Source organism: Sporosarcina sp. P26b (assembly GCF_002743245.1).
In the GTDB taxonomy this organism is placed as follows: domain Bacteria; phylum Bacillota; class Bacilli; order Bacillales_A; family Planococcaceae; genus Sporosarcina; species Sporosarcina ureae_C.
Genome location: NZ_PDYW01000002.1, coordinates 151,940 through 173,488, shown reverse-complemented (window position 1 = coordinate 173,488; position 21,549 = coordinate 151,940). Strand labels below are relative to the sequence as shown.

Annotated in this window: 22 protein-coding genes; 1 reads left to right on the top strand and 21 read right to left on the bottom strand. The window is 41.5% G+C overall.

Annotation, left to right across the window (positions count from 1 at the left end):
- Positions 1–24: 24 nt before the first annotated feature.
- From CSV69_RS02785 to CSV69_RS02715, 15 genes are all read right to left on the bottom strand, one after another.
- On the bottom strand, positions 25–258 hold the full coding sequence (locus tag CSV69_RS02785) for a KH domain-containing protein (RefSeq protein WP_081244337.1): 234 nt from the start codon (positions 256–258) through the stop codon (positions 25–27).
- Between the two features lie 15 nt (positions 259–273).
- Positions 274–546 carry a 30S ribosomal protein S16 gene (gene rpsP / locus CSV69_RS02780; protein WP_085428619.1) on the bottom strand — a complete coding sequence of 91 codons (273 nt, stop codon included), beginning with the start codon at positions 544–546 and terminating at the stop codon, positions 274–276.
- A 92-nt stretch (positions 547–638) separates the two neighbouring features.
- The gene (gene ffh, locus CSV69_RS02775; protein ID WP_099692663.1) at positions 639–1,994 is read right to left on the bottom strand and encodes a signal recognition particle protein; all 1,356 of its coding nucleotides are present in this window, start codon (positions 1,992–1,994) and stop codon (positions 639–641) included.
- Between the two features lie 12 nt (positions 1,995–2,006).
- Entirely contained in the window at positions 2,007–2,333 is a 327-nt protein-coding gene (locus tag CSV69_RS02770) for a putative DNA-binding protein (protein WP_085428617.1), read from the bottom strand.
- A gap of 63 nt (positions 2,334–2,396) precedes the next feature.
- Entirely contained in the window at positions 2,397–3,419 is a 1,023-nt protein-coding gene (gene ftsY / locus CSV69_RS02765; protein ID WP_085428616.1) for a signal recognition particle-docking protein FtsY, read from the bottom strand.
- Positions 3,420–3,430: 11 nt separating this feature from the next.
- Entirely contained in the window at positions 3,431–6,988 is a 3,558-nt protein-coding gene (gene smc, locus CSV69_RS02760) for a chromosome segregation protein SMC (RefSeq protein WP_233192313.1), read from the bottom strand.
- Positions 6,989–6,990: 2 nt separating this feature from the next.
- Entirely contained in the window at positions 6,991–7,758 is a 768-nt protein-coding gene (gene rnc, locus CSV69_RS02755) for a ribonuclease III (RefSeq protein ID WP_085428614.1), read from the bottom strand.
- 105 nt (positions 7,759–7,863) lie between these two features.
- Positions 7,864–8,103, bottom strand: coding sequence for an acyl carrier protein (locus CSV69_RS02750; RefSeq protein WP_085133672.1), 240 nt, complete (start codon positions 8,101–8,103; stop codon positions 7,864–7,866).
- A gap of 111 nt (positions 8,104–8,214) precedes the next feature.
- A complete protein-coding gene (gene fabG, locus CSV69_RS02745) occupies positions 8,215–8,961 on the bottom strand; it encodes a 3-oxoacyl-[acyl-carrier-protein] reductase (RefSeq protein WP_085428613.1) in 747 nt (248 codons plus the stop codon).
- Positions 8,961–9,905, bottom strand: coding sequence for an ACP S-malonyltransferase (fabD, locus tag CSV69_RS02740; protein ID WP_085428612.1), 945 nt, complete (start codon positions 9,903–9,905; stop codon positions 8,961–8,963). Before fabD ends, fabG begins: the two co-directional genes overlap by 1 nt.
- The gene (gene plsX / locus CSV69_RS02735; protein WP_085428611.1) at positions 9,902–10,894 is read right to left on the bottom strand and encodes a phosphate acyltransferase PlsX; all 993 of its coding nucleotides are present in this window, start codon (positions 10,892–10,894) and stop codon (positions 9,902–9,904) included. The genes fabD and plsX overlap by 4 nt, the downstream gene beginning before the upstream one ends.
- A gap of 6 nt (positions 10,895–10,900) precedes the next feature.
- Entirely contained in the window at positions 10,901–11,473 is a 573-nt protein-coding gene (gene fapR / locus CSV69_RS02730) for a transcription factor FapR (RefSeq protein WP_085428610.1), read from the bottom strand.
- Positions 11,474–11,572: 99 nt separating this feature from the next.
- Complete coding sequence (gene recG, locus CSV69_RS02725; RefSeq protein ID WP_099692661.1) at positions 11,573–13,612, bottom strand: ATP-dependent DNA helicase RecG; 2,040 nt, start codon at positions 13,610–13,612, stop codon at positions 11,573–11,575.
- Between the two features lie 116 nt (positions 13,613–13,728).
- Entirely contained in the window at positions 13,729–15,384 is a 1,656-nt protein-coding gene (locus tag CSV69_RS02720) for a DAK2 domain-containing protein (RefSeq protein WP_099692660.1), read from the bottom strand.
- A gap of 18 nt (positions 15,385–15,402) precedes the next feature.
- Entirely contained in the window at positions 15,403–15,765 is a 363-nt protein-coding gene (locus CSV69_RS02715) for an Asp23/Gls24 family envelope stress response protein (protein WP_085428607.1), read from the bottom strand.
- Between the two features lie 214 nt (positions 15,766–15,979).
- Between CSV69_RS02715 and rpmB the strand changes: the two genes are divergently transcribed.
- Positions 15,980–16,168 carry a 50S ribosomal protein L28 gene (gene rpmB, locus CSV69_RS02710; RefSeq protein ID WP_085428606.1) on the top strand — a complete coding sequence of 63 codons (189 nt, stop codon included), beginning with the start codon at positions 15,980–15,982 and terminating at the stop codon, positions 16,166–16,168.
- 228 nt (positions 16,169–16,396) lie between these two features.
- Here the strand turns inward: rpmB and spoVM are convergent, their stop codons facing one another.
- From spoVM to CSV69_RS02680, 6 genes are read right to left on the bottom strand one after another with little or no spacing between them, the layout of a single operon-like run.
- Entirely contained in the window at positions 16,397–16,558 is a 162-nt protein-coding gene (gene spoVM / locus CSV69_RS16595; protein WP_099638033.1) for a stage V sporulation protein SpoVM, read from the bottom strand.
- A 14-nt stretch (positions 16,559–16,572) separates the two neighbouring features.
- Entirely contained in the window at positions 16,573–17,226 is a 654-nt protein-coding gene (locus CSV69_RS02700) for a thiamine diphosphokinase (RefSeq protein WP_085428605.1), read from the bottom strand.
- Positions 17,223–17,891 (bottom strand): ribulose-phosphate 3-epimerase, encoded by a 669-nt coding sequence (gene rpe / locus CSV69_RS02695; RefSeq protein WP_085428604.1) that lies wholly within the window; start codon positions 17,889–17,891, stop codon positions 17,223–17,225. The genes CSV69_RS02700 and rpe overlap by 4 nt, the downstream gene beginning before the upstream one ends.
- A gap of 2 nt (positions 17,892–17,893) precedes the next feature.
- The gene (rsgA, locus tag CSV69_RS02690) at positions 17,894–18,775 is read right to left on the bottom strand and encodes a ribosome small subunit-dependent GTPase A (RefSeq protein WP_085428603.1); all 882 of its coding nucleotides are present in this window, start codon (positions 18,773–18,775) and stop codon (positions 17,894–17,896) included.
- Between the two features lie 12 nt (positions 18,776–18,787).
- Positions 18,788–20,791, bottom strand: a complete 2,004-nt coding sequence (gene pknB / locus CSV69_RS02685) for a Stk1 family PASTA domain-containing Ser/Thr kinase (protein ID WP_085428602.1) — start codon at positions 20,789–20,791, stop codon at positions 18,788–18,790.
- Positions 20,788–21,546: a Stp1/IreP family PP2C-type Ser/Thr phosphatase gene (locus tag CSV69_RS02680; RefSeq protein ID WP_085428601.1), complete on the bottom strand. Its 759-nt coding sequence runs from the start codon at positions 21,544–21,546 to the stop codon at positions 20,788–20,790. Before CSV69_RS02680 ends, pknB begins: the two co-directional genes overlap by 4 nt.
- Positions 21,547–21,549 lie beyond the last annotated feature (3 nt).

Sequence of the window (21,549 nt, the reverse complement as noted above, 5' to 3'; positions counted from 1 at the left end):
GAACCGGGGCTCCTTCCTTTTGGATCAATCCAAGATATCCAAATACACTTTTTTGCCGTGGTGGCTGCCTGCTGCTGAGTAAACAATCGTACGGATCGCTTTTGCCACACGACCTTGCTTCCCGATCACTTTACCCATGTCTTCCGCATTCACTGATAACTGATAAACGACTCGTTGAGATTGTTCTTCAGATACCACTTTCACGTCATCTGGGTAATCGACTAACGGTTTTACAATTGTTTCAATCAGCTGCTTCATGTCCACCCCTCCAAATTACTTGCTGTATTTAGCGTTATGGAATTTTTCCATGATACCTTGTTCTGAGAACAAGTTACGAACTGTATCAGATGGTTTAGCGCCATCTTGAAGCCATTTCAAAGCCAATTCTTCATCGATCTTAACTGTTGCTGGTTTTGTAAGTGGGTTGTATGTACCAACCTGATCGATTTGACGGCCGTCACGTGGTGCACGTGCATCAGCTACTACAATACGATAAAAAGGAGATCTCTTAGCTCCCATACGTTTTAGACGAATTTTAACTGCCATTATTATCTACACCTCCGAATAGTTTCACACAAGATAGTATATTACCAAGGTTTTATTTGTTTGTAAAGGTTTTTTTCTTAACACCCTCTATTTTATTTAAAAAACGCATCAAAACCAGGCATTTTACCCTTCTTCTTACCTTTTTGTTGCATATTGGTCATTTGCTTAACCATTTTTTTCATTTCTTCAAACTGCTTTAGCAAACGGTTCACTTCCTGAGTGGAAGTTCCAGATCCTACAGCAATTCTTTTTTTACGGCTCGCGTTGATAATTTCCGGGTTTTCTCGTTCAGCAAGTGTCATGGAATAAATGACCGCTTCTACGCGACCCATCTGACTCTCATCCACTTTGGCATTATCGAGGCCTTTGATTTTATTTGCACCCGGCATCATTTTTAAAATTTCGTCGAGTGGCCCCATTTTTTTCACTTGTTGCATCTGATCAAGAAAATCATTGAGCGTGAAGCTTTGCGTGCGCAACTTCTGCTCAAGCTCTTTCGCTTTATCTTCATCCACATTTTCTTGTGCTTTTTCAATCAATGACATGACATCGCCCATACCAAGGATTCGTGATGCCATACGCTCGGGATGAAATGCCTCAAGCGCGTCCATCTTCTCACCCATACCGACAAACTTAATTGGTTTTTCAGTGACGGTACGAATTGATAAAGCAGCACCACCACGAGTATCTCCATCAAGTTTTGTCAGGATGACACCAGTGATTCCGATTGTATCGTCGAAATTTTTCGCGACATTGACTGCATCTTGACCTGTCATCGCATCCACTACAAGGAACACTTCATCTGGATTCGTTAACTCACGAATATCTTTCAATTCCTGCATTAACGCTTCATCTACATGAAGTCGACCCGCAGTATCAATAATTACCACGTCATTATGCTCACGTTCCGCCTCTTCCATTGCTTTACGTGCAATTTCAACAGGTGACTGGTCCGTTCCCATAGAGAATACAGGAACTGTGATTTGCTTGCCTAATGTTTCAAGTTGTTGGATCGCTGCCGGCCGATAAATGTCCGCTGCAACAAGCAAAGGTTTTTTATTATGCTTTTTGCGTAAAACCGTGGCCAACTTACCGGTCGTTGTGGTTTTACCGGCACCTTGCAACCCCACCATCATGATAACGGTAGGTGATTTACGTGCGAACTGGATGGGATTTTGTTCTCCGCCCATCAGATTCGTCAATTCATCTTTAACAATTTTTACAACTTGCTGGCCAGGTGTCAAACTCTTCATAACGTCCTGTCCCACTGAGCGTTCGCTGACCGTCTTGACAAACTGTTTAACGACTTTCAAGTTGACGTCTGCTTCAATTAGCGCAAAACGAACTTCACGCATCATTTCTTTTACGTCAGCTTCGTTGATTTTACCTTTGCCTGTGATTTTATTCATCGTTCCTTGCAGGCGTTCGGCTAGACCTTCAAATGCCATAGACAATCCCCCCTATTCAAAATCCTTTAAGGTATGTAGCAACTCCATGAAGCGATCTGGATTTACAGTAGGAACCATTTCCTCTAGCTTCTCTACGGTTTCCAGACGACCTTCATGCTTTTCGAACAGATTGAGTTTCTTCTCGTAATCCTCGAGCATAGCCTCAGTCCGCTTGACATTGTCATACACAGCCTGTCTCGATACGCCGTACTGCTCTGCGATTTCACCGAGAGAAAGATCATCTAAATAATATAATTGCATATATAAACGTTGTTTGTCAGTTAATAATGATTGATAAAAATCAAAGAGGAAGTTCACTCTTGTCGTTTTTTCAAGCATGATCACGACCTCCTTCAGTCACCATTATATATTATCTTGCATACACACTACTGTCAAGTATATTTACTTGTCTTCTTTAATTTCCTCTTCATCTTCTTTAGATTCTTCCATTTCCAATCCATCCGCAAATAATCCATAGACATATTTTTCTGGATCGAAGGGTTGTAAATCATCAATACCTTCACCAAGACCGACAAATTTCACTGGTATGTCCAGCTTATTACGGATCGCTAACACGATACCGCCTTTTGCCGTGCCATCTAGTTTTGTCAATACAATACCTGTGACATTCGTTACTTCGTTAAATGTCTGGGCTTGAATCAATGCATTTTGTCCAGTCGTCGCATCCAATGCTAATAATACTTCATGAGGTGCACCTTCAATTTCACGACCAATGATACGATGGACTTTTTCCAATTCATTCATCAAGTTCACTTTATTTTGTAAGCGACCTGCAGTATCACAAATAAGAACATCGACATTGCGCTTCTTTGCTGCTTTAACTGCATCAAAAATAACCGCAGCTGGATCTGAACCTTCAGCCTGACGAACGACCTCTACACCCGTTCGCTCTCCCCAGACGACAAGCTGTTCTATTGCCCCTGCGCGGAACGTATCCCCAGCAGCGAGCATGACCGTTTTGCCTTCCTTTTTCAACCGTGAGGCCATTTTACCGATCGTTGTCGTTTTACCGACACCGTTCACTCCAACCATCAAAATTACATTCAGTCGACCTTCTTCCAAATTCAAATCATTGGAAACTTCTTCTCCTGAATTGTAGATTTCTACAAGTTTTTCAGAAATGAGTGACTGCATACCCGTTGTATCTTTAATGTTTTTGCGCTGTACTTCTTCTTTCAGTAAATCAATTAATTCCATGACTGTTTCAAATCCAACATCCGCTTGAAGCAATACTTCTTCGAGCTCTTCAAAAAATTCTTCGTCAACCACACGGAATCGGAATACTAAATCATTCACTTTTGATGTAAATGAATCTCGGGTCTTTGTCAGACCATCTTTAAACTTCTCTGTTACTGCTTCGTTTGTACCTGAAATCTTATCTTTGATTTTCTTAAAGAAAGACATTCCTTCACTCCTTAGCTACTGATTTCTTCTGCTACTTCAGACAATTTCACGGAAAGTAATTTGGAGACGCCCGATTCCTGCATCGTGATGCCGTAGAGGACGTCAGCGCCTTCCATCGTACCTTTTCGATGCGTAATTACAATGAATTGGGTTTGCTCCGAAACTTTCTTTAAATAATTACTATACCGCACTACGTTCGCTTCATCCAGCGCTGCTTCCACTTCATCTAGAATACAGAATGGCACAGGGCGGACTTCCAATATGGAAAACAGCAAGGAAATCACAGTGAGCGCACGTTCCCCGCCAGATAATAGGCGTAAGTTCTGTAATTTCTTCCCTGGAGGTCGTGCTACGATATCAATTCCTGTTGTCAGTAAGTTAGTAGGATCTGTTAAGACTAGGTCCGCTTCTCCGCCACCAAACATGTCTTTAAACACACGCCGGAAATGACTTCGGATCGATTCAAATGTTGTTTCGAAACGACTTTTCATTTCTTGATCCATTTCTGCCATTGCCTCTTGCAGCGTATTTTTCGCTTCGACTAAATCATTACGCTGTGACTGTAAAAATTCATGGCGCTCTGATACTTCCTCGAATTCCTGAATCGCATTGGGATTGACAGGCCCGATCTTTGCAAGTTGTTGCTTACAATCTTCCACCGTTTTGCGAAGTAATGGAATATCCGACGACTCAATCTGCAACTCATTTGGTCTTAAACCATATTCTTCTTCTAGACGATCTCTGACTGTTTCATATTGTGTGTCTAATCTCGACAACTGGATCTTCACCGTATTCAAACGCTCAGAAATAGAGTCCACTTGTTGCCTAACTTGTTTCATATGCTGTTCGTGCTCCTGAACACGTTTAGCTTGCTGCAGACGTTTAGCTTTTTCTACCTCTATCGTTTTCAGCAATTTTTGTTTCGCTTCAGTTGCTTGATGACTTTGTTTTTCGATTTCCTCGGGCGTTAATTCTTTACCGATTACAAACTCTTGCACGTATTGCTGTTCTTCTTGCAGTCGGCTGATTGTCAGTTCCAATTCCTCTAATTGCGTGACGGTCTCCAACATACCCGTTGAATGATAGGCATCTTGTTCTTTCAATACAGCACTTTTTTGTTGCAAATTATGTAATCTCGTTTGCAAGGACTGCTGTTCTTCCCGTCTATTTTCTACTAGTCTTTCTAAACTCTCCAACTTTTCTAGCATCTGTTGAAGTTCATTTTTTAATGCTATATGACGAGTTTGCAAATCCTGTTTTTTAGTCGTTAATTGTTTTTCAGCAGATACTGTATCGGTACGTCCAACTTCAATTGTAGATATTTCCATTTCCACAGAACGCATTTCCATTTCAGTTTCCTGAATAGACGAATGAATAGAGGACTTTTTCTGTTGCACATCTTCTAGCTTAACGCGTAATTGATCACGTAAATGTAGACTATTACCGACCTGATTGCGAGTTTCAGACGTTTGGGCAGTAGCTTGCTGAATAGATTCATCCATTTGCTGCAATTGATTGGAGAGCGTCTCCAGCTCGGCCTTTCGGGAAAATAGAGTGGATTGGCCTTTTGCACCACCACCTGTCAACGAGCCGCCTGCATTGATAATATCCCCATCCAGCGTGACGATCCGATAGCGGTGTCCTATTATCTTTGCTAAACCTGACGCGGCTTGTAAATCACTGGCAATGATCGTTTGGCCTAATAGATTTTTAGCGACCGACTCATATTCCATAGAGGTTTGGATGAGTTCAAACGCTGTACCGATGAAACCTTGTTGTTGAGTGAGTACTTGTCGGCTATTCATTGGCAATTCACGCGCTTTTAAGATATCCATCGGAAGAAACGTAGCGCGACCGAAATTTCTTGATTTCAAATATCCGATAGCCTGTCTTGCATCACGCTCAGTCGTAGTAATAATATGCTGCATGGCAGCGCCAAGAGCTGTTTCAATTGCTTTTGTATAAGCTGGTTCCGTTGTGATAAGTTCCACTACAGCACCTTCGATTCCCTGTATACGTTGTTTCTGCTTTGCATGAAGTACTTCTTTGACACCTGAATAGAACCCGGAAAAATCTTTTTCAAGACTTTCTAGGGCGCGCAGTCTTCCTTGCATTTCGGACTGTTTGCGTAATGCTTTTTGAAGAAATTGCTGTTGAGTCGATAAACGTTGCTCTTCCTCTGACAATTTCTGTTGACAGGTTCTTGCTGACTTCTCCAATTCGTCCAACTGTTGCTGAACAGCCTCTTTTTGCTTGATCTTCTCCTGCTGTTCTTTGGTAAGTTGTTGTTTTCTCTCGGAAAGCAAGGCTGTCTGAACCGTGATCTTTTCTGTAGAAGACTTTTCACCTTGTAGTCGTTCTTCTACATGCTTAATTTCGTTGCGAACAGTAGCTTCTTCATTGAGCCGCTCAATATAATCAGATTTCAACTGTTCAATTTGTTGTTCAGTTTCTTTTAGTGAACTGTTTAACAGAGCCATGACTTGTTTACTTTCTTTCGTCACTTCTTCAAGTTCAAACCGAATCACTTTCTGTTTATTCTGCATGGAACTGAGTTTTTCTTTTGCTATATGTTGCGTTTGTTCAGCAATTTGTAACTCTGATTTAATTCGTTTTACTTGTTGCTCTGTATTGCGGGTCTTTTCTAAGGACAGTAATCTTCTACCATCCCACTTCTCCGCTTCTGCCGTTTTATTAATCAATTCGCTTTGGAATTCATCCAGTTGAAACTCTATTTTCCGAAGAACTTGTTTATCATGATTTAATTCCTCTTCACTTTGTGCAAGTTGAGCCGAAAACTTTTGCCGTTCTGCTTCATCACTTTTCATAACTACCGTTTTTTCGGTAATCTGCTGTTGTAATGCAGATGCGTCATGATGAAGCAATTGAACGTCAGCCTCACGAAGAGTCGAACGCAAATCAGAAGATTTACGTGCCAAAACCGCTTCTTTTTCTAGCGGCACAAGTCGATCATCGATTTCCTTTAATATATCCAGTACACGATCCAAATTATCGGTCGTCTCAAATAGTTTATGTTCAGCCTGAAGTTTATGGGTTTTGTATTTCAATACACCCGCCGCTTCATCGAAAACATTGCGTCTCTCATCTGCACGACTGTTCAAGATCTCGTCTACACGACCTTGTGAAATAATAGAAAAGGCTTCTTTGCCTAATCCTGAATCCATAAACAGCGTCGTGATATCTTTTAACCTACAAGTCTGTCCGTTTAATAAATACGCACTGTCACCAGATCGAAAAACCCTTCTAGTTACACTGATTTCGGTGTAATCGAGCGGGAATAAGTTTTGTGCATTATCTAAAATAAGGGTGACTTCTGCAAAATTTACCGCTCTTCGCGAATCGCTGCCTGCAAAAATGACATCTTCCATTTTACTTCCGCGCAATGATTTTGCAGACTGTTCACCAAGTACCCAACGAATTGCATCGATAATATTACTCTTCCCGCTTCCGTTAGGTCCAACGATGGCCGTTACCCCTGGCACAAAATCTATATGGATTTTTTCCGCAAAAGATTTAAAGCCTGCAATTTCCAGCCTTTTCAAAAACACGATTAGTTCTCCCCTTCGTTTGTCTGCATCGATAAATGTTCAATCGCACGACGGGCAGCTTCCTGTTCCGCTTCTTTCTTGGATTTACCTATTCCTTTTCCAAGTTGTTGATCATTGAGATTGACTACGGTAACAAACTTTTTCGCATGTGCAGGACCTTTTTCTTCTATGACTTCGTACTGAAGAGGTCCGTTATTTTTTTGCTGCACTAACTCTTGCAGGCGACTTTTATAATCTGTCACATGCGAAAAAGCTCCGATACTAATTTTCGGAAAAATGATTCGTTTTAGAAACTCTTCAACGACTTCCATGCTCTGATCCAAGTAGAGCGCACCGATATATGCTTCAAATACATCCGCAAGTAATGCTGGACGCATTCTTCCGCCAGTCAATTCTTCCCCTTTGCCAAGAAGAATATAATCACCGAAGTTTAATTCATTCGAAAACTTAACAAGTGATGGCTCACATACAATCGCTGCACGAAGTTTCGTAAGTTCCCCTTCGCTTTTTGCAGGTTCTGTGCGGAATAAAAACTTTGATACTCCAAGCTCCAAAACAGCATCTCCAAGGAATTCCAATCGTTCATTATCGGAAAACTTCTTGCGACGGTGTTCATTGACGTAGGATGAGTGGGTAAATGCATTGTACAATAGATTCTCATCTTCAAATTGAACGCCTAGTTCTTGCTGTAGCATGGTGAATTTTTCGCGTACAGCTTGTGGCAATGTAGGATGGGATGCTTGATCTTTCGATGTTCTTTTATTTTTCATAAACTACTCTGCCTCTCATCTATTAATTTTATATATGCGCTTTAAAGCGAAAAGAGACGCTTTCTTCTTTTCAGATGAAAGGAAGAAAGTGTCTCACCTAAAAGATCATTCGCCTACTTTTGCTGTAATGTACGTTACTGCATCTCCGACAGTTGCAATTTTCTCTGCATCATCATCAGAAATTTCCGTTTCAAACTCATCTTCAAATTCCATAACAAGTTCTACTACATCTAGTGAATCAGCTCCAAGATCCTCACGGAAAGAAGCTTCAGGTTTTACTTCGCTTTCATCGACACCTAGACGGTCGACAACTACTTTTGTTACGCGCTCAAGTACTGTTGACAACATAGTCACCTCCTCTCAAGGCCAAAGTCGGCTCATTAGCTACTATTGAATTATAGGGGTTAGTCCCCTTGTTACGCAACCATAAATAGCGCTTTCAAAGAAGTAGATCAATTACATCACCATACCGCCATCTACATTGATGGTCTGACCGGTAATATATTTTGCCTCATCGGATAGTAAGAAAGCGACAGTGCCCGCTACATCTTCAGCACTTCCAAGCTTACCTAAAGGAATCGTTGACAATAGTTGTTCTTTCATGTCATCGCCCAATTCATCTGTCATATCTGTTGTGATGAATCCTGGTGCTACGGCATTCACTAAAATATTACGTGCCGCCAATTCTCTTGCTGTCGTTTTAGTCAAACCAATGACGCCTGCTTTTGCCGCCACATAATTTGCTTGTCCTACATTTCCAACAACGCCTACAACAGAAGCGAGGTTGACGATTCTTCCTGAACGCTGACGCATCATTTGACGTGTGACAGCTTTAGTACATAAGAATACGCCTTTTAGATTAATGGATAACACATCATCCCACTCATCTTCCTTCATGCGCATTAATAAGTTATCTCGCGTAATGCCAGCATTATTGACAAGGATATCAATACTACCAAAGTGTTTGATCGTCTCGTCCATCATAGCTTTCACTTGATCAGCATCCGATACGTTTGCTTGAATGACGAGAGCTTCTCCACCTGCCGAACGTATTTCTGCCGCTACGGTTTCTGCTTTGTCTTGACTACCGCTATAATTGACAACTACTTTTGCACCTTCTGAAGCCAAGCGTAAAGCAACAGTGCGTCCAATCCCTCTAGAAGCTCCTGTGACAACTGCTGTTTTCCCATCAAACCTTCCCATCATGACCACCCTTTCGCTTCTTCTAGCAACTTCTCAAGCGTTTCTTCATCATAAACCGGGTACACTTTAGCTGTACGATCTATTTTACGGATCAATCCGCTCAATACTTTTCCTGGACCACACTCTACGAAACGAGTAACCCCAAGTTCAAGTAGTTTTTCAATAGACTCTTCCCAACGTACAGGAGAGTAAAGTTGCTCTACCAATAATTTTTTTATTTCATCCTGCTTCGTTACTTCGTCTGCAGTAACGTTTGCAATAACCGGAATTTCTGCATCCTTCATGTCAATATCTTCAAGCGTTTTTTGTAATTCCTCGGCAGCTGGTTCCATGAGTATGGAGTGGAATGGTCCACTGACATTCAATGGCAATGCACGTTTTGCACCAGCCTCTTTTAAAGCTGTACATGCTTTATCCACGCCAACTTTTGCACCTGAAATAACAATTTGTCCAGGGCAGTTTAAGTTTGCTGCTTGTACTGGATGTCCTGACTCTGTGATATTGGCCGTAATCGATTCCAATACTTCACGATCCATTCCAAGTATGGCAGCCATTGCACCTTTGCCTGCAGGTACTGCTTCATTCATATATAGACCACGCTTATGCACAGCGACTACTGCATCTTCGAACGAAAGCACCTTGGATTCAACAAGCGCTGTATACTCACCTAGACTGTGGCCTGCTGAATAATCAGGTATAATGCCTTCTTGTTCCAAACGTGCCGCGATCATCGCACCCACAGTTAGTAAAGCGGGTTGCGCATTATAAGTCAACGTCAACTCGTCTTGTGGACCTTCAAGTATTAATTTACTCAGTTCGAAACCAAGGGCTTCATCCGCTTTCTGCATGAATTGCTTAGACGATTCGTTCTTCTCTATGAATTCTTTACCCATCCCCACGGCTTGAGAGCCTTGTCCTGGGAAAACAAATGCCAGTTTACTCAAGATTCCTCTTCCTCTCCGATTGTTTCTTTAATCTTTTCACATACTTGGTATTGTACCATGGTTCTCGCTTGGCGAACTGCATTGAAAAGTGCATTGGCGTTGGATGAACCATGCGCTTTGATGACGGGTTGATTCAGACCAAACAATCCTGCTCCACCGTATTCCGAGTAATCCATTTTCTTTTTTAATCCTTTGAGATCATCTTTAACCAATCCTGCCGCAAGCTTGGTTTTCAATGATGACATAAATACGTCTTTAATCATGGAAAACACATTCATTGCAGTTCCTTCAATCGTTTTCAGCACCATATTCCCTGTAAAGCCATCCGTGACTACGACATCAGCCACACCATTTAACAAGTCACGTGATTCCACGTTACCGATGAAGTTGACTGGTGCAGCTTGCAACTCGGCATAAGCAAGTTTCGTTAGCTCATTCCCTTTTCCAGCCTCTGTGCCGATATTTAATAATCCGACACGGGGTTTTTCAATACCGCGCACTTTTTCTGCATAGATGCTGCCCATAATCGCAAACTGCGCTAGCTGTGATGGTTTACTATCTGAATTCGCTCCTACATCTAGCAAAACAAAACCACTACCATCAATCGTAGGTAAGGTCGGTGCCAGTGCCGGTCTTTGGATTCCATCCAAGCGTCCCACGATAAAGAGTCCTGCTGACATGAGTGCACCAGTATTGCCCGCTGACACACACGCCTGTGCCTCACCATCTTTTACCGCCTGCGCCATACGTACCATGGAAGCATCTTTTTTCTTTCTAATTGCGCGCACAGGTTCATCATCCGGTTCAATGATTTCCGAGCAGTGCACAACTTGAAGGCGTGGATGCGGTTCGAGGAATGGTGCCATTTTTTGCTCATCACCAAATATATGTATCTTGATGTCATCAAATGCATGAAGGCTCTGTATTACTCCTTTGACAATCTCTCCAGGGGCATTATCTCCACCCATTGCGTCTACTGCAATAATCATCTGTAATTACCTGCCTTTTTTTGTCGTACGATACATCTGGAACTCTCCTGAGAAAACAGGCTCACTCTCTACAGTTGACAGAACATCGACGATCGTACTTTTATTTTTCAAGGTTTCCTTACGCACTATGGCACGAGATACCACACGATCTCCTGCTCTCACTGGTTTTTGGAAATGAAGCGAAGAACGGACAGTCAAAGCCAAATCATCATCCAAAACCGCAACAGCCAATGAATTCGCCTGTGCAAATAGATGATGTCCTCTCGCAATACCATTTCTCTTGAAGACATGTGCTTCCGTGACGTCAAAGATCGAAAGTGCTTTATTATCTAATTCCACATCGATAATTTCACCAAAGATTTCTTCTGTTTGCATGGATTTTACTGTACCTAATATTTGTTGTGACGCTACCGATTTCAGCCGCTCTCTCAACTCTGGAATACGGCATTCCATTCGATCCAGTCGGACGGTTTGGATACTCACGGAGAAATGCTGGGCAATGTCCTCATCCGTTAGAAATGGATCTTCTTCAAGTAGCGTTACGAGTAATTGTTGCCTCTCATGTTTAGGAACTTTCAATTACTACACCCCTCCAGATTAGCACTTGGTATTAACACTAAGTATATAAAGAGCTAAAACAGATTGCAAGAGGAATAGAATATAGTAGTTGCACAGCTATCAATCTATCCTCTTATCAGTGAGTGCACCTGACTGCTCAAGTCGTTTGCGTAAAGTAGCATACTCGTCGCCTGTCCAAAATGCATCCGAATTCAATAAACGTTCTGCATCATCACGTGCTATAGTGAGCACTTTAATATCATGGACCAAATCAGCCATTTTAAATTCTGGCATCCCGCTTTGTTTCTTGCCGAAAATATCGCCTGAACCCCGTAACTCCAAATCCTTCTCAGCCAGAATAAATCCATCGTTCGTTTCCGTCATCGACTGCATACGCATCTTGCCTTCTTCTGAAGATGGATTCGCAAGCAATACACAGTATGATTGATCAGAACCACGTCCTACACGTCCTCTAAGTTGATGTAGCTGGGCAAGACCGAATCTAGTCGCATCGTAAATTAGCATGAAGGTTGCGTTCGGCACATTGACGCCAACTTCTACAACAGTCGTTGAAACGAGTATGTTCAACTGTCCTTCACTGAACTCCCGCATGACTTGTTCCTTTTCAGTCGAAGGCAAACGACCATGCATTAAGCCTACCGTATAGCGACCACCAAAATAATTACTTAGTTCCGCGTGTACCTCAACTGCATTTTGGACATCCAATTTATCTGATTCCTCGATCAAAGGACAAATGACATAGGCTTGTCTTCCTGCCCTCAACTCTTTTTCCATCTTTTGTAGCACAGGTATTAAGGAATCTTCTTTCAGCCAATGTGTTTCAATTTCTTTCCGACCAGCCGGCAATTCATCTAAGATAGACACATCCATTTCACCGAATACCGTAATTGCCAGTGTTCTGGGAATAGGTGTGGCTGTCATGAATAGCACATCAGGATTTAGACCTTTATCACGCAAGACACGACGTTGTTGCACGCCAAAACGGTGCTGCTCGTCTGTCACAACAAAGCCTAGTTTATGAAACTGCACTTCAGGTTGGATGAGTGCGTGCGTTCCAATCAGCAAGTCAATCTCTCCGTCCTCCAAACGTTCCAGCAACTCTTTTCTCGCTTTCGCTTTAGTAGATCCAGCTAGAAAAGCGACAGTAACACCGAAAGGTTCGAACCAATTGGCCAATAATTCGGCATGCTGCTCAGCCAAAATTTCTGTTGGTGCCATCAATGCCCCTTGAAAACCTGCCGTAACCGCTGCATACAAGGCTATAGCTGCTACAGCCGTCTTACCTGAGCCCACATCTCCTTGCAGTAAACGATTCATTCGGAGTGGTGATTTCAGTTCCGCACATAATTCATTCACTACACGTTTTTGCGCATTTGTTAGTTCAAATGGCAACGTACTGATGAATTTTTTCAGCAAATCTAGATCGTATTGAATAACAAGTCCTTTTTCCTGCTCTTTACGTAATTTTTTCATGCCTTGAATCTTTAATTGAAATAGTAATAGCTCTTCATAAACAAAGCGTCTACGAGCATGCTTGACGTCTTCAGGCGTAGTCGGGAAATGGACCATTTCTAAAGCTTGTGAAATAGAAGGTAATTTGTACGCACTGAGTATCTCTTGCGGCAAAGTTTCTGTTACATATTGCGCTGTTAGATCGATTACAGTTCGCATGTAGCGCCTAAATGTTTTTTGGTGCATAATTCCTTTTAAACTATACACCGGCTCGAAGTCAGTTTGCTCGCCAGTATGTAAACGATTGACTGTAATCACTTGACGTCCTCGGTCCCATGCTCCAGTTACATTAATTTGCATGCCTGGAAGTAGACGATCCTTTAAATAATGCTGATTGAAAAATACAGCTTTTATCAAATGATGACCGACTAATAAACGGACCTGCATTCTTGAACGGTTCTTTCCAGAATAAAAAACTGCTGGTTCGGACTCGATTCGTCCTTCCACAGTAACGCGTTCGCCATGCGGTGTTTCAGTCAAGTCTTTCATACGAAAATCTTCATGACGGTATGGGAATGTATACAGCAAGTCTTCGATCGTCAAAATCTCTAATTTTCCAAATTGCTCTGTCGTTGCTTTACCTATTCCTTTTACAGTTCCGACACTATTATTCAAAATATTTTCCATACGAAATCTACCCCCTCCCCATATCAAGTTAGAAAACGGATGTTCTTCTTTTAAGTTTACCATGAAAAGATAGGAAAATAAAAACGTTGCCCTACTTACAGGACAACGTGATGTGTTTATTCTACAGATATAATGTATGGATAAAGCGGTTGTTTTCCAGCATATAATTCTATATCGATATGATCAAATTGTTCTTCAATATAGCCACTGACTTTTTCCGCTTCTTCAGTCGTCACGTCTTCACCATAAATAATCGTGACAATTTCATCTTCCTCATCAATCATGGAAGATATTAAGTTCTTCGCCACATCTTCCAATGAAGGATTAGAGCTAGTAATTTTCCCTTGAGCGAGTCCCATGAAATCATCTTTATGGATAGTTATGCCATCAATCGATGTGTCACGAACCGCGTAAGTAACTTGTCCGGTTTTAATAGAAGAAGATGCTTGTAACATCGTTTGAGCATTCTTTTCTACTGTCGCTTCCGGGTTGAATGCCAAAATAGCTGCTAGGCCTTCTGGTACGGATGTCGTCGGCACAACCGCCGCTTGAATATCCAATACTTCAGCCGCTTGTTCAGCCGCCATTATAATATTTTTATTGTTTGGCAAGATCAATACTTTCTCCGCACCAATTTCTTGAATGGCTTTGACTATATCCTCCGTAGAAGGATTCATCGTCTGACCACCTTCAATCACTGCAGATGCTCCGATACTCTTTAGGAGCTCAGCAATTCCTTTACCCATCGAAACCGTTACAATTGCATATTTGTGTTGAGCCGGTCTCTGTGTTGACACTTCATCTCGATCCATAATATCGCTATGTTGTTCACGCATATTATCGATTTTCATCTTCGTTAACGAACCATACTTCTGACCGTAAGACAAAGCGTCTCCTGGTTCCTCTGTGTGGATATGTACTTTTACTACTTCATCATCTGAAATAACAAGTAGTGAATCACCCAGTTCGCTTAAGTCTTGTCGGAATACAGCTTCGTCAAAAGGTTGATCTAGAAGCTTATCTGAATCCAGTTTGACCATGAATTCTGTACAATAGCCAAACTCGATGTCCTCTGAGTTCATAAAGCCCTGAATACTACGATGATGCTCGGTATTCACTAAGTCATCCATTGAATGCATAACTACCTTTTCAGGTAATTCTTCACCTTTTAGACATGCCAAAAATCCTTCATAAACATATACAAGACCTTGTCCACCACTGTCTACTACGCCAACTTCTTTCAAAACAGGCAATAGATCAGGTGTACGTTTCAAAGAAGCTTTTGCCTCTTCCACAATGATTTCCAGCAATGCAATTAAATCAGACGCATCTTCAATATGTTCCACTGCCGCATTGGCAGCATCTTTGGCAACCGTCAAAATAGTTCCTTCTACAGGCTTCATCACAGCTTTATAAGCTGTATCGACACCGTACTTCAGTGCTTCTGCAAATTGTTTGACGTTTACTTCCGTCTCTTTTTCAATTTGCTTACTAAATCCTCTGAATAACTGGGATAAAATCACACCTGAATTTCCACGTGCACCCATAAGCAATCCTTTTGAGAATGCCTGTGCAGTCAAACCAATATGTTCTTGTGCATTTCTTTCTGTTTCTTTCGCGCCGGATGTCATGGATAAATTCATATTCGTTCCCGTATCACCATCTGGCACCGGGAATACATTTAAAGAATCCACATAATCCGCATTTTGATGAAGATGATGCGAACCCATTTCTACCATCTTCGCAAATTGCAATCCATTAATTGAAGTCATTGACTTGAAGGCCTCCTTTTACACGTTCGTTACACGAACACCCTGAACAAAAATATTTATAGAACTCACTGATAGTCCCAACGTCGTTTTCACTATATATTGCACTTTTGATTGTACTTGATAGGCTACTTCAGTAATTTTTGTGCCATAGCTCATAATGACGTAGATATCAATATGGAATGCATCACCTTCGTTACGCACAATCACGCCACGAGAAAAGTTTTCTTTGCGGAGGATTTCCGTAAGCCCATCGCGAATTTGGTGTTGGGAAGCCATCCCCACAATTCCATAACACTCGACCGCAGCCTCACCGACTACTTGTGCAATTACATCATTCGTAATATCTATCGTTCCATGCTCATTTTTAAGTTCGATTGACATTCCTCTTCTCCTCCCCATCCCTAGACACATCATACGTACATTATACGGTAATTCATCAAGAATGAAAGTATTGAAACCATTAAAAGATAGTGTAAAGGAAAAAACCTTGAAAGTATCAAAATAAATTGTTGCATCGATTCAACGCTTATGATAAAGTACTATGGTATGCGAATTGTAACGTGAATCGCTAAATAATTCACGAGGAGGAACTAAAATGGCTAAACAATGTGTTATAACTGGACGAAAAGCTCGTGCTGGTAACTCTCGTTCACACGCTCTGAACTCTAGCAAGCGCACTTGGGGCGCTAACCTTCAAAAAGTTAGAATCCTAATAGACGGCAAACCTAAACGCGTTTGGGTCTCTGCAAGAGCTCTTAAATCAGGCAAAGTACAACGAGTATAATTAAAAGCTGAAGACGGCGTTTAGCCGCGACAGGCACTGGAGGGCTAGAAAATAAAGGCGGGTTTTGCCTTTATCTTCTAGCCTGAAGTGTCCCGAGCGGTTGCCGTCTGAAGCTAGATATGATTTAAAGCTGAAAGCGCCTTGGTAGCCTCGACAGATGTTGGAGGAATTGCCATAAAGGCGCTTTTTTGCCTTTACAAAAAAAAAAAAAAAAACACAAAGCACCACTTAGGCGCTTTGTGATTTTTCTTTTTTGCGTTTTTTTGTCTTGGCGGCTTTTGGATTGGCAGCAACGGTTGATTTAGTACGGCTGTCCTTTTGGAAAGCTACTGCGCACTTTCTCACAATGTTACTGACAAACTTCGGCAATGTGAATGTATATACTCGCAAATCCCCAACTCCTTTCAGGAATCTGAACTCCTTACCATTAAGCATATGCCCTCACGGAAAGAGATAGTACAAACATCCGCCACTGTTTCATTACTCGTAAAGCGAGTAACACCGATTTCCAATCGTTCATTCACCGTTTCATACTTGAATCCTGTCAACGTCAGCCCTGTCACGACGGGGCCGAACGAGAAAAAGGATGTATAAGGATAGCGTAAATCCTTCTTTACACGTCTTACGCCAGGAAGCATGACACGAATATCATTTGTGGTATTGTGTATTTTGAATTTCACTTTACGATTTTCCGATTGCATGCGATACAATAAATGCAATGCGGACTGTAAGTGATCCAAACGACCACCCGTCACGCCTGTTAAAATAATATAATCTGGTTCATATGAAAGCGCTCGTTGCACAGCAAGTTCCGTATCTGTCTCATCTTTATCTTCATTAGCACGATGGACAATTTCTACATTCGAATTGATCTTTTCAAACTGTTCTTCTGTTACAGAGTCAAAATCACCAACCGCTTCAGTGGGCTGAATCCCTTTTTCCAATAAATACAATGCACCACGGTCTACACCGATATATACCGTATCTTCTTGATCGTATTCAGCTAAGTCGACCACTTCTTCTATAGGACCTGCTGCACACACGATGGCGTATTTCATTTTGCCATCACACTCTCGCCTGCAGACTTAATAGCTTGAAGCGCTTTAGCACGATCTTCTTTACTATAAATTGCAGATCCCGCTACAAATATTGTTGCACCAGCCTCTACGCAAGGCTTAATAGTTTCTTCGTTAATTCCACCATCGATCTCAATTTCAATGGAGAGATTGCGCTCTTTAATGAGTTCAGCGAGTTGCTTCACTTTGGGTAGAACGGAATGGATAAACGACTGACCGCCAAAACCTGGATTAACCGTCATGAACAATACCATGTCAATATCTTCTAGGACATGCATGATTTGCTCAATTGGCGTATGCGGATTCAATACGACACCTGGTTTCACACCCGTCGATTTGATCAACTGCAAAGTTCTATGCAAGTGAGGGCAAGCTTCTACGTGTACCGTAATATAATCAGCACCTGCTTTCGCAAAGTCCTCGATATAGGCGTCAGGATTCTCGATCATCAAATGGACATCAAGCGGTAATTCAGTCAATGGACGCAACGCTTCAACCACAATCGGTCCCATTGTAATATTCGGAACAAAATGTCCATCCATTACATCGATGTGAATCAGTTCTGCTCCTGCTTTCTCTACTTCCTTCACTTCTTCTCCAAGTTTTGCAAAGTTTGCTGCTAAAATAGACGGTGCAATTTTTATCATACTTAGTACCTCGGCTTTCTATCCATTATTTCTTGCAAAAATAACATGTAATTTTTATACCGACCTTCAGAAATTATTCCTTGCTCTACCTGCGCTTTCACTGCGCAGCCAGGTTCTTTCATATGAAGGCAGCCTCTGAATTTACAACTTTCACCGGCTTCTGAAATCTCCACAAAATAGTCTCTCAGCTCTTCTTTTTCGATATGTTCAAAATCTAACGAACTGAATCCGGGTGTATCGGCGACCAACCCATCGGCTACTTCAAGTAACTCTACGTGGCGCGTAGTATGTTTACCACGGCCAAGCGCATCAGATATCACACCTGTTTTTAATTGCAATTCGGGTAAAATCGTATTTAATAATGTAGATTTCCCCACTCCTGACTGGCCGGCGAGTACAGTAGTTTTGCCACTAAAATACGGGCGAAGCGTTTCAAGTAAAGAATCTTCATGATCGATATTACGCAAGATGGTATACCCTATTTTTTGATAATAAGCTAGATTCACTTCATTGTCTTCCAGCTTTTTCGTGGTCGCGATATCTTCTTTGGAAATATACAAAATTGGTTCCAACTGATGAGATTCAATAACTGTCAAGAAACGATCAAGTAAACGGAGACTCATATCGGGTTCAACAACTGAAAAAACAAGAAGAGCTTGATCTACGTTCGCAATTGGTGGTCTGACTAATTCGCTTTTTCTCGGATGAACTTCCGTAATCGTCGCATCATTGTCTCCATCCGGTACATACGTAACAAAATCTCCTACCAACGGATTAATTTTCTTCAGTCGAAAAACTCCGCGACTTTTACATTGAATCAATTCACCATTATGCTCTACATAATAAAAACCACTGATAGCTTTTCGAATCTGGCCTTCTGCCATCGAACTCCTCCTCTATTCTAAATCTTTATAGTCATACTTATTTTCTTCAATAACTGTTTGATCTCGCATGATTTTATATCCACCACGATCACCTTCTTGAAGTTCAATGGTAACCTTGCGCGTTGTATCTTCCGTAATTTCAAATTCTTCTATTGGATCATTCATTGTGTGTGTACGATCTTGTATATATATTTGAATTTTTTGCGGAATTAGTTCGGGCTCAGGTTTTGTTTGGGGATTGTTATCGGTATCTATTTCACCGTCTGTACTATCCTCTTCTATTGGTTCTTCAGGGGACTCATATGGGATGGTAATAGTTTTCACCAATAATTTGACAGGCTTAGAAGCAGGTCCTTTTGACACCACGACATCCACTCTTTGTCCCTTTTCCATTTTTTCACCTTTAGAAGGTTTTTGAGAAACTACATGTCCTTTTGGCACTTTTTCCGAGGATTCTTCACTAACGATATGAATTTTCAATCCAGTTCTCTTAGCATAATCCTCCAACTGTTTTGCTGACATGCCCGATAGATCGTCCAATGATTGGAGTTCTTTTCCTTTGCTTACTGTGAAGATTAATTCTGTTTCTTCAGGAATGACAGGTTGATCAGCTTCAGGTTGCTGACTAATGATTGTACCTTTTGGTTCATCAGCATAAACTTCGACTAATTCAATTGGCAAAAATCCATAACCTTCTAAAAAACGTTTAGTCGCTTCAAAGTTACGTCCTGTATAATCACTCAGAATCATCGTATCTTTTCCTGTACTGACAAATATTTTGACACCATCGCCCTCTTTGCGCTTCTTCCCCGCTTCAGGTACTGTTTTCGTTACTTGGCCTATAGTATATTCATCTGACGTCTCTTCGAAGCGTTCATCTATAACAAAGCCTTCTTTTTCAAGTATCTCTGTAGCTGCAAGTTCTTCTTCCCCTACTACTTTAGGTACGATAATTTCTTTAGGTTTCATCAACATAAACATTACGAATACTAGTAAAGAAATCAATAGAATACCACCGAGTAAAATAAATGGCCATTTCTTCTTTTTCTTTTTAACAGGACTTACTGGCTCAGGTTGTACTGGATTGATTTTCATAGTATCTTCTGCAACGACAGATTTCGGGATGTCTTTAATTACAGGAATAGCCATGGTTTTATCATCATCAAAAGGCAAGGCGAATTTACTTTCATCCAATCGATCAGCAGATAAAACGGTTAGTAAGTCATCATACATATCATCTGCGGTAGCGTATCGATAGATTGCATCTTTAGCAGTAGCTTTTAAAATAACGTTTTCTACGCTCTGAGGGATGTCAGGAAATTGATCACGAACAGATGGCGTTTCTTCCTGTAAATGCTTCAATGCAATTGCCACCGCAGTCTCTGCAGAAAAAGGTAGCTCCCCTGTAAGTAATTCATAAAATACGATACCGAGTGAATATATATCAGATCGTTTCGTAGCCATACCGCCTCTGGCTTGTTCAGGAGACAAATAATGGACCGTTCCAATTACAGAGTTCGTCTTCGTATGAGCTGTGGAATTTAAAGCCATCGCAATTCCGAAATCTGTTATTTTTACATCGTCCTCACCATTCATTAACACGTTTTGAGGTTTAATATCACGATGCACAATGCCATTATGGTGCGCATGTGATATGGCGGAGACAAGCTGTTGCATAATTGACACTGCATGTTCTGCCGACAATGCACCGTGAGTATGAATATAGTCTTTCAGTGTTTTGCCGGCTATGTATTCCATCACCAAGTAATGGAGTTCATCTTCTTGGCCGACATCAAAGATATTTACAATATGTGAATGTGTCAGGCTCGTCGCGGATAGCGCTTCCCGCTGAAATCGTTTTTTCAACTCTTCTTCATTGGCAAAATCATAATGCAGTACTTTGATCGCTACATCGCGGTCCAGTATTACATCATGCGCCAAATACACTCTGGACATTCCCCCATCACCGATGACCCGAATAATTTCGTAACGTTTACCAATTCGTTTTCCAATCATACGTGAGTCACCTCGATTTCAGGAATTGCCAGTAGTATAACTGTAATATTATCTTCACCACCGCGATGATTCGCTAGCTCTATAAATTTATCTGCTTTTTCTGCCAACGAACTTTCGTGCAACATAATATCAAGCATTGTTTCCTTTTCGATTTTATTGCTTAAACCGTCTGTGCAAAGTAGCAAAAAGGAGTGGGCTAGTAATGGAAACGAATAACGGTCAGGTACGATAGACTTCTCAGAGCCCACAGCTTTCATAATCCAATTCCGTTGCGGATGTACTTCAGCTTCCTGTTCCGTAATTTCTCCACTATCAATCAGCACATTAACAAAAGAATGATCCTTTGTTATTTGACGAATCGCTTTACCCGTTACTTGATAAATCCGGCTGTCTCCTACGTGAAAGACGATGCATTGATTGTCCAAGATCAATGCAAGATCTAGTGTAGTTCCCATGCCTTTATAGGTGTCATCTTCTTGAGCAGTTGTGAATAAAAATTGATTAATATCCACCACTGTGTCATACAGCAAGTCAACCCAGTCCTGCTCCGATACTACGTCTCTATCAGCGGACATGAATTGCTCGCCTATCATCCGTACAGCTGTGGCACTGGCGTAATCTCCACCTTTGTGACCACCCATTCCGTCTGCAACCACTGCGAGTATCGTCTGTTTTTCAGAATGAACGAATACCGCAGCTTCATCTTCATTTACTGTTCGTTTCCGTCCTGTATCAGAGCGTATTTCATACTCCATGGG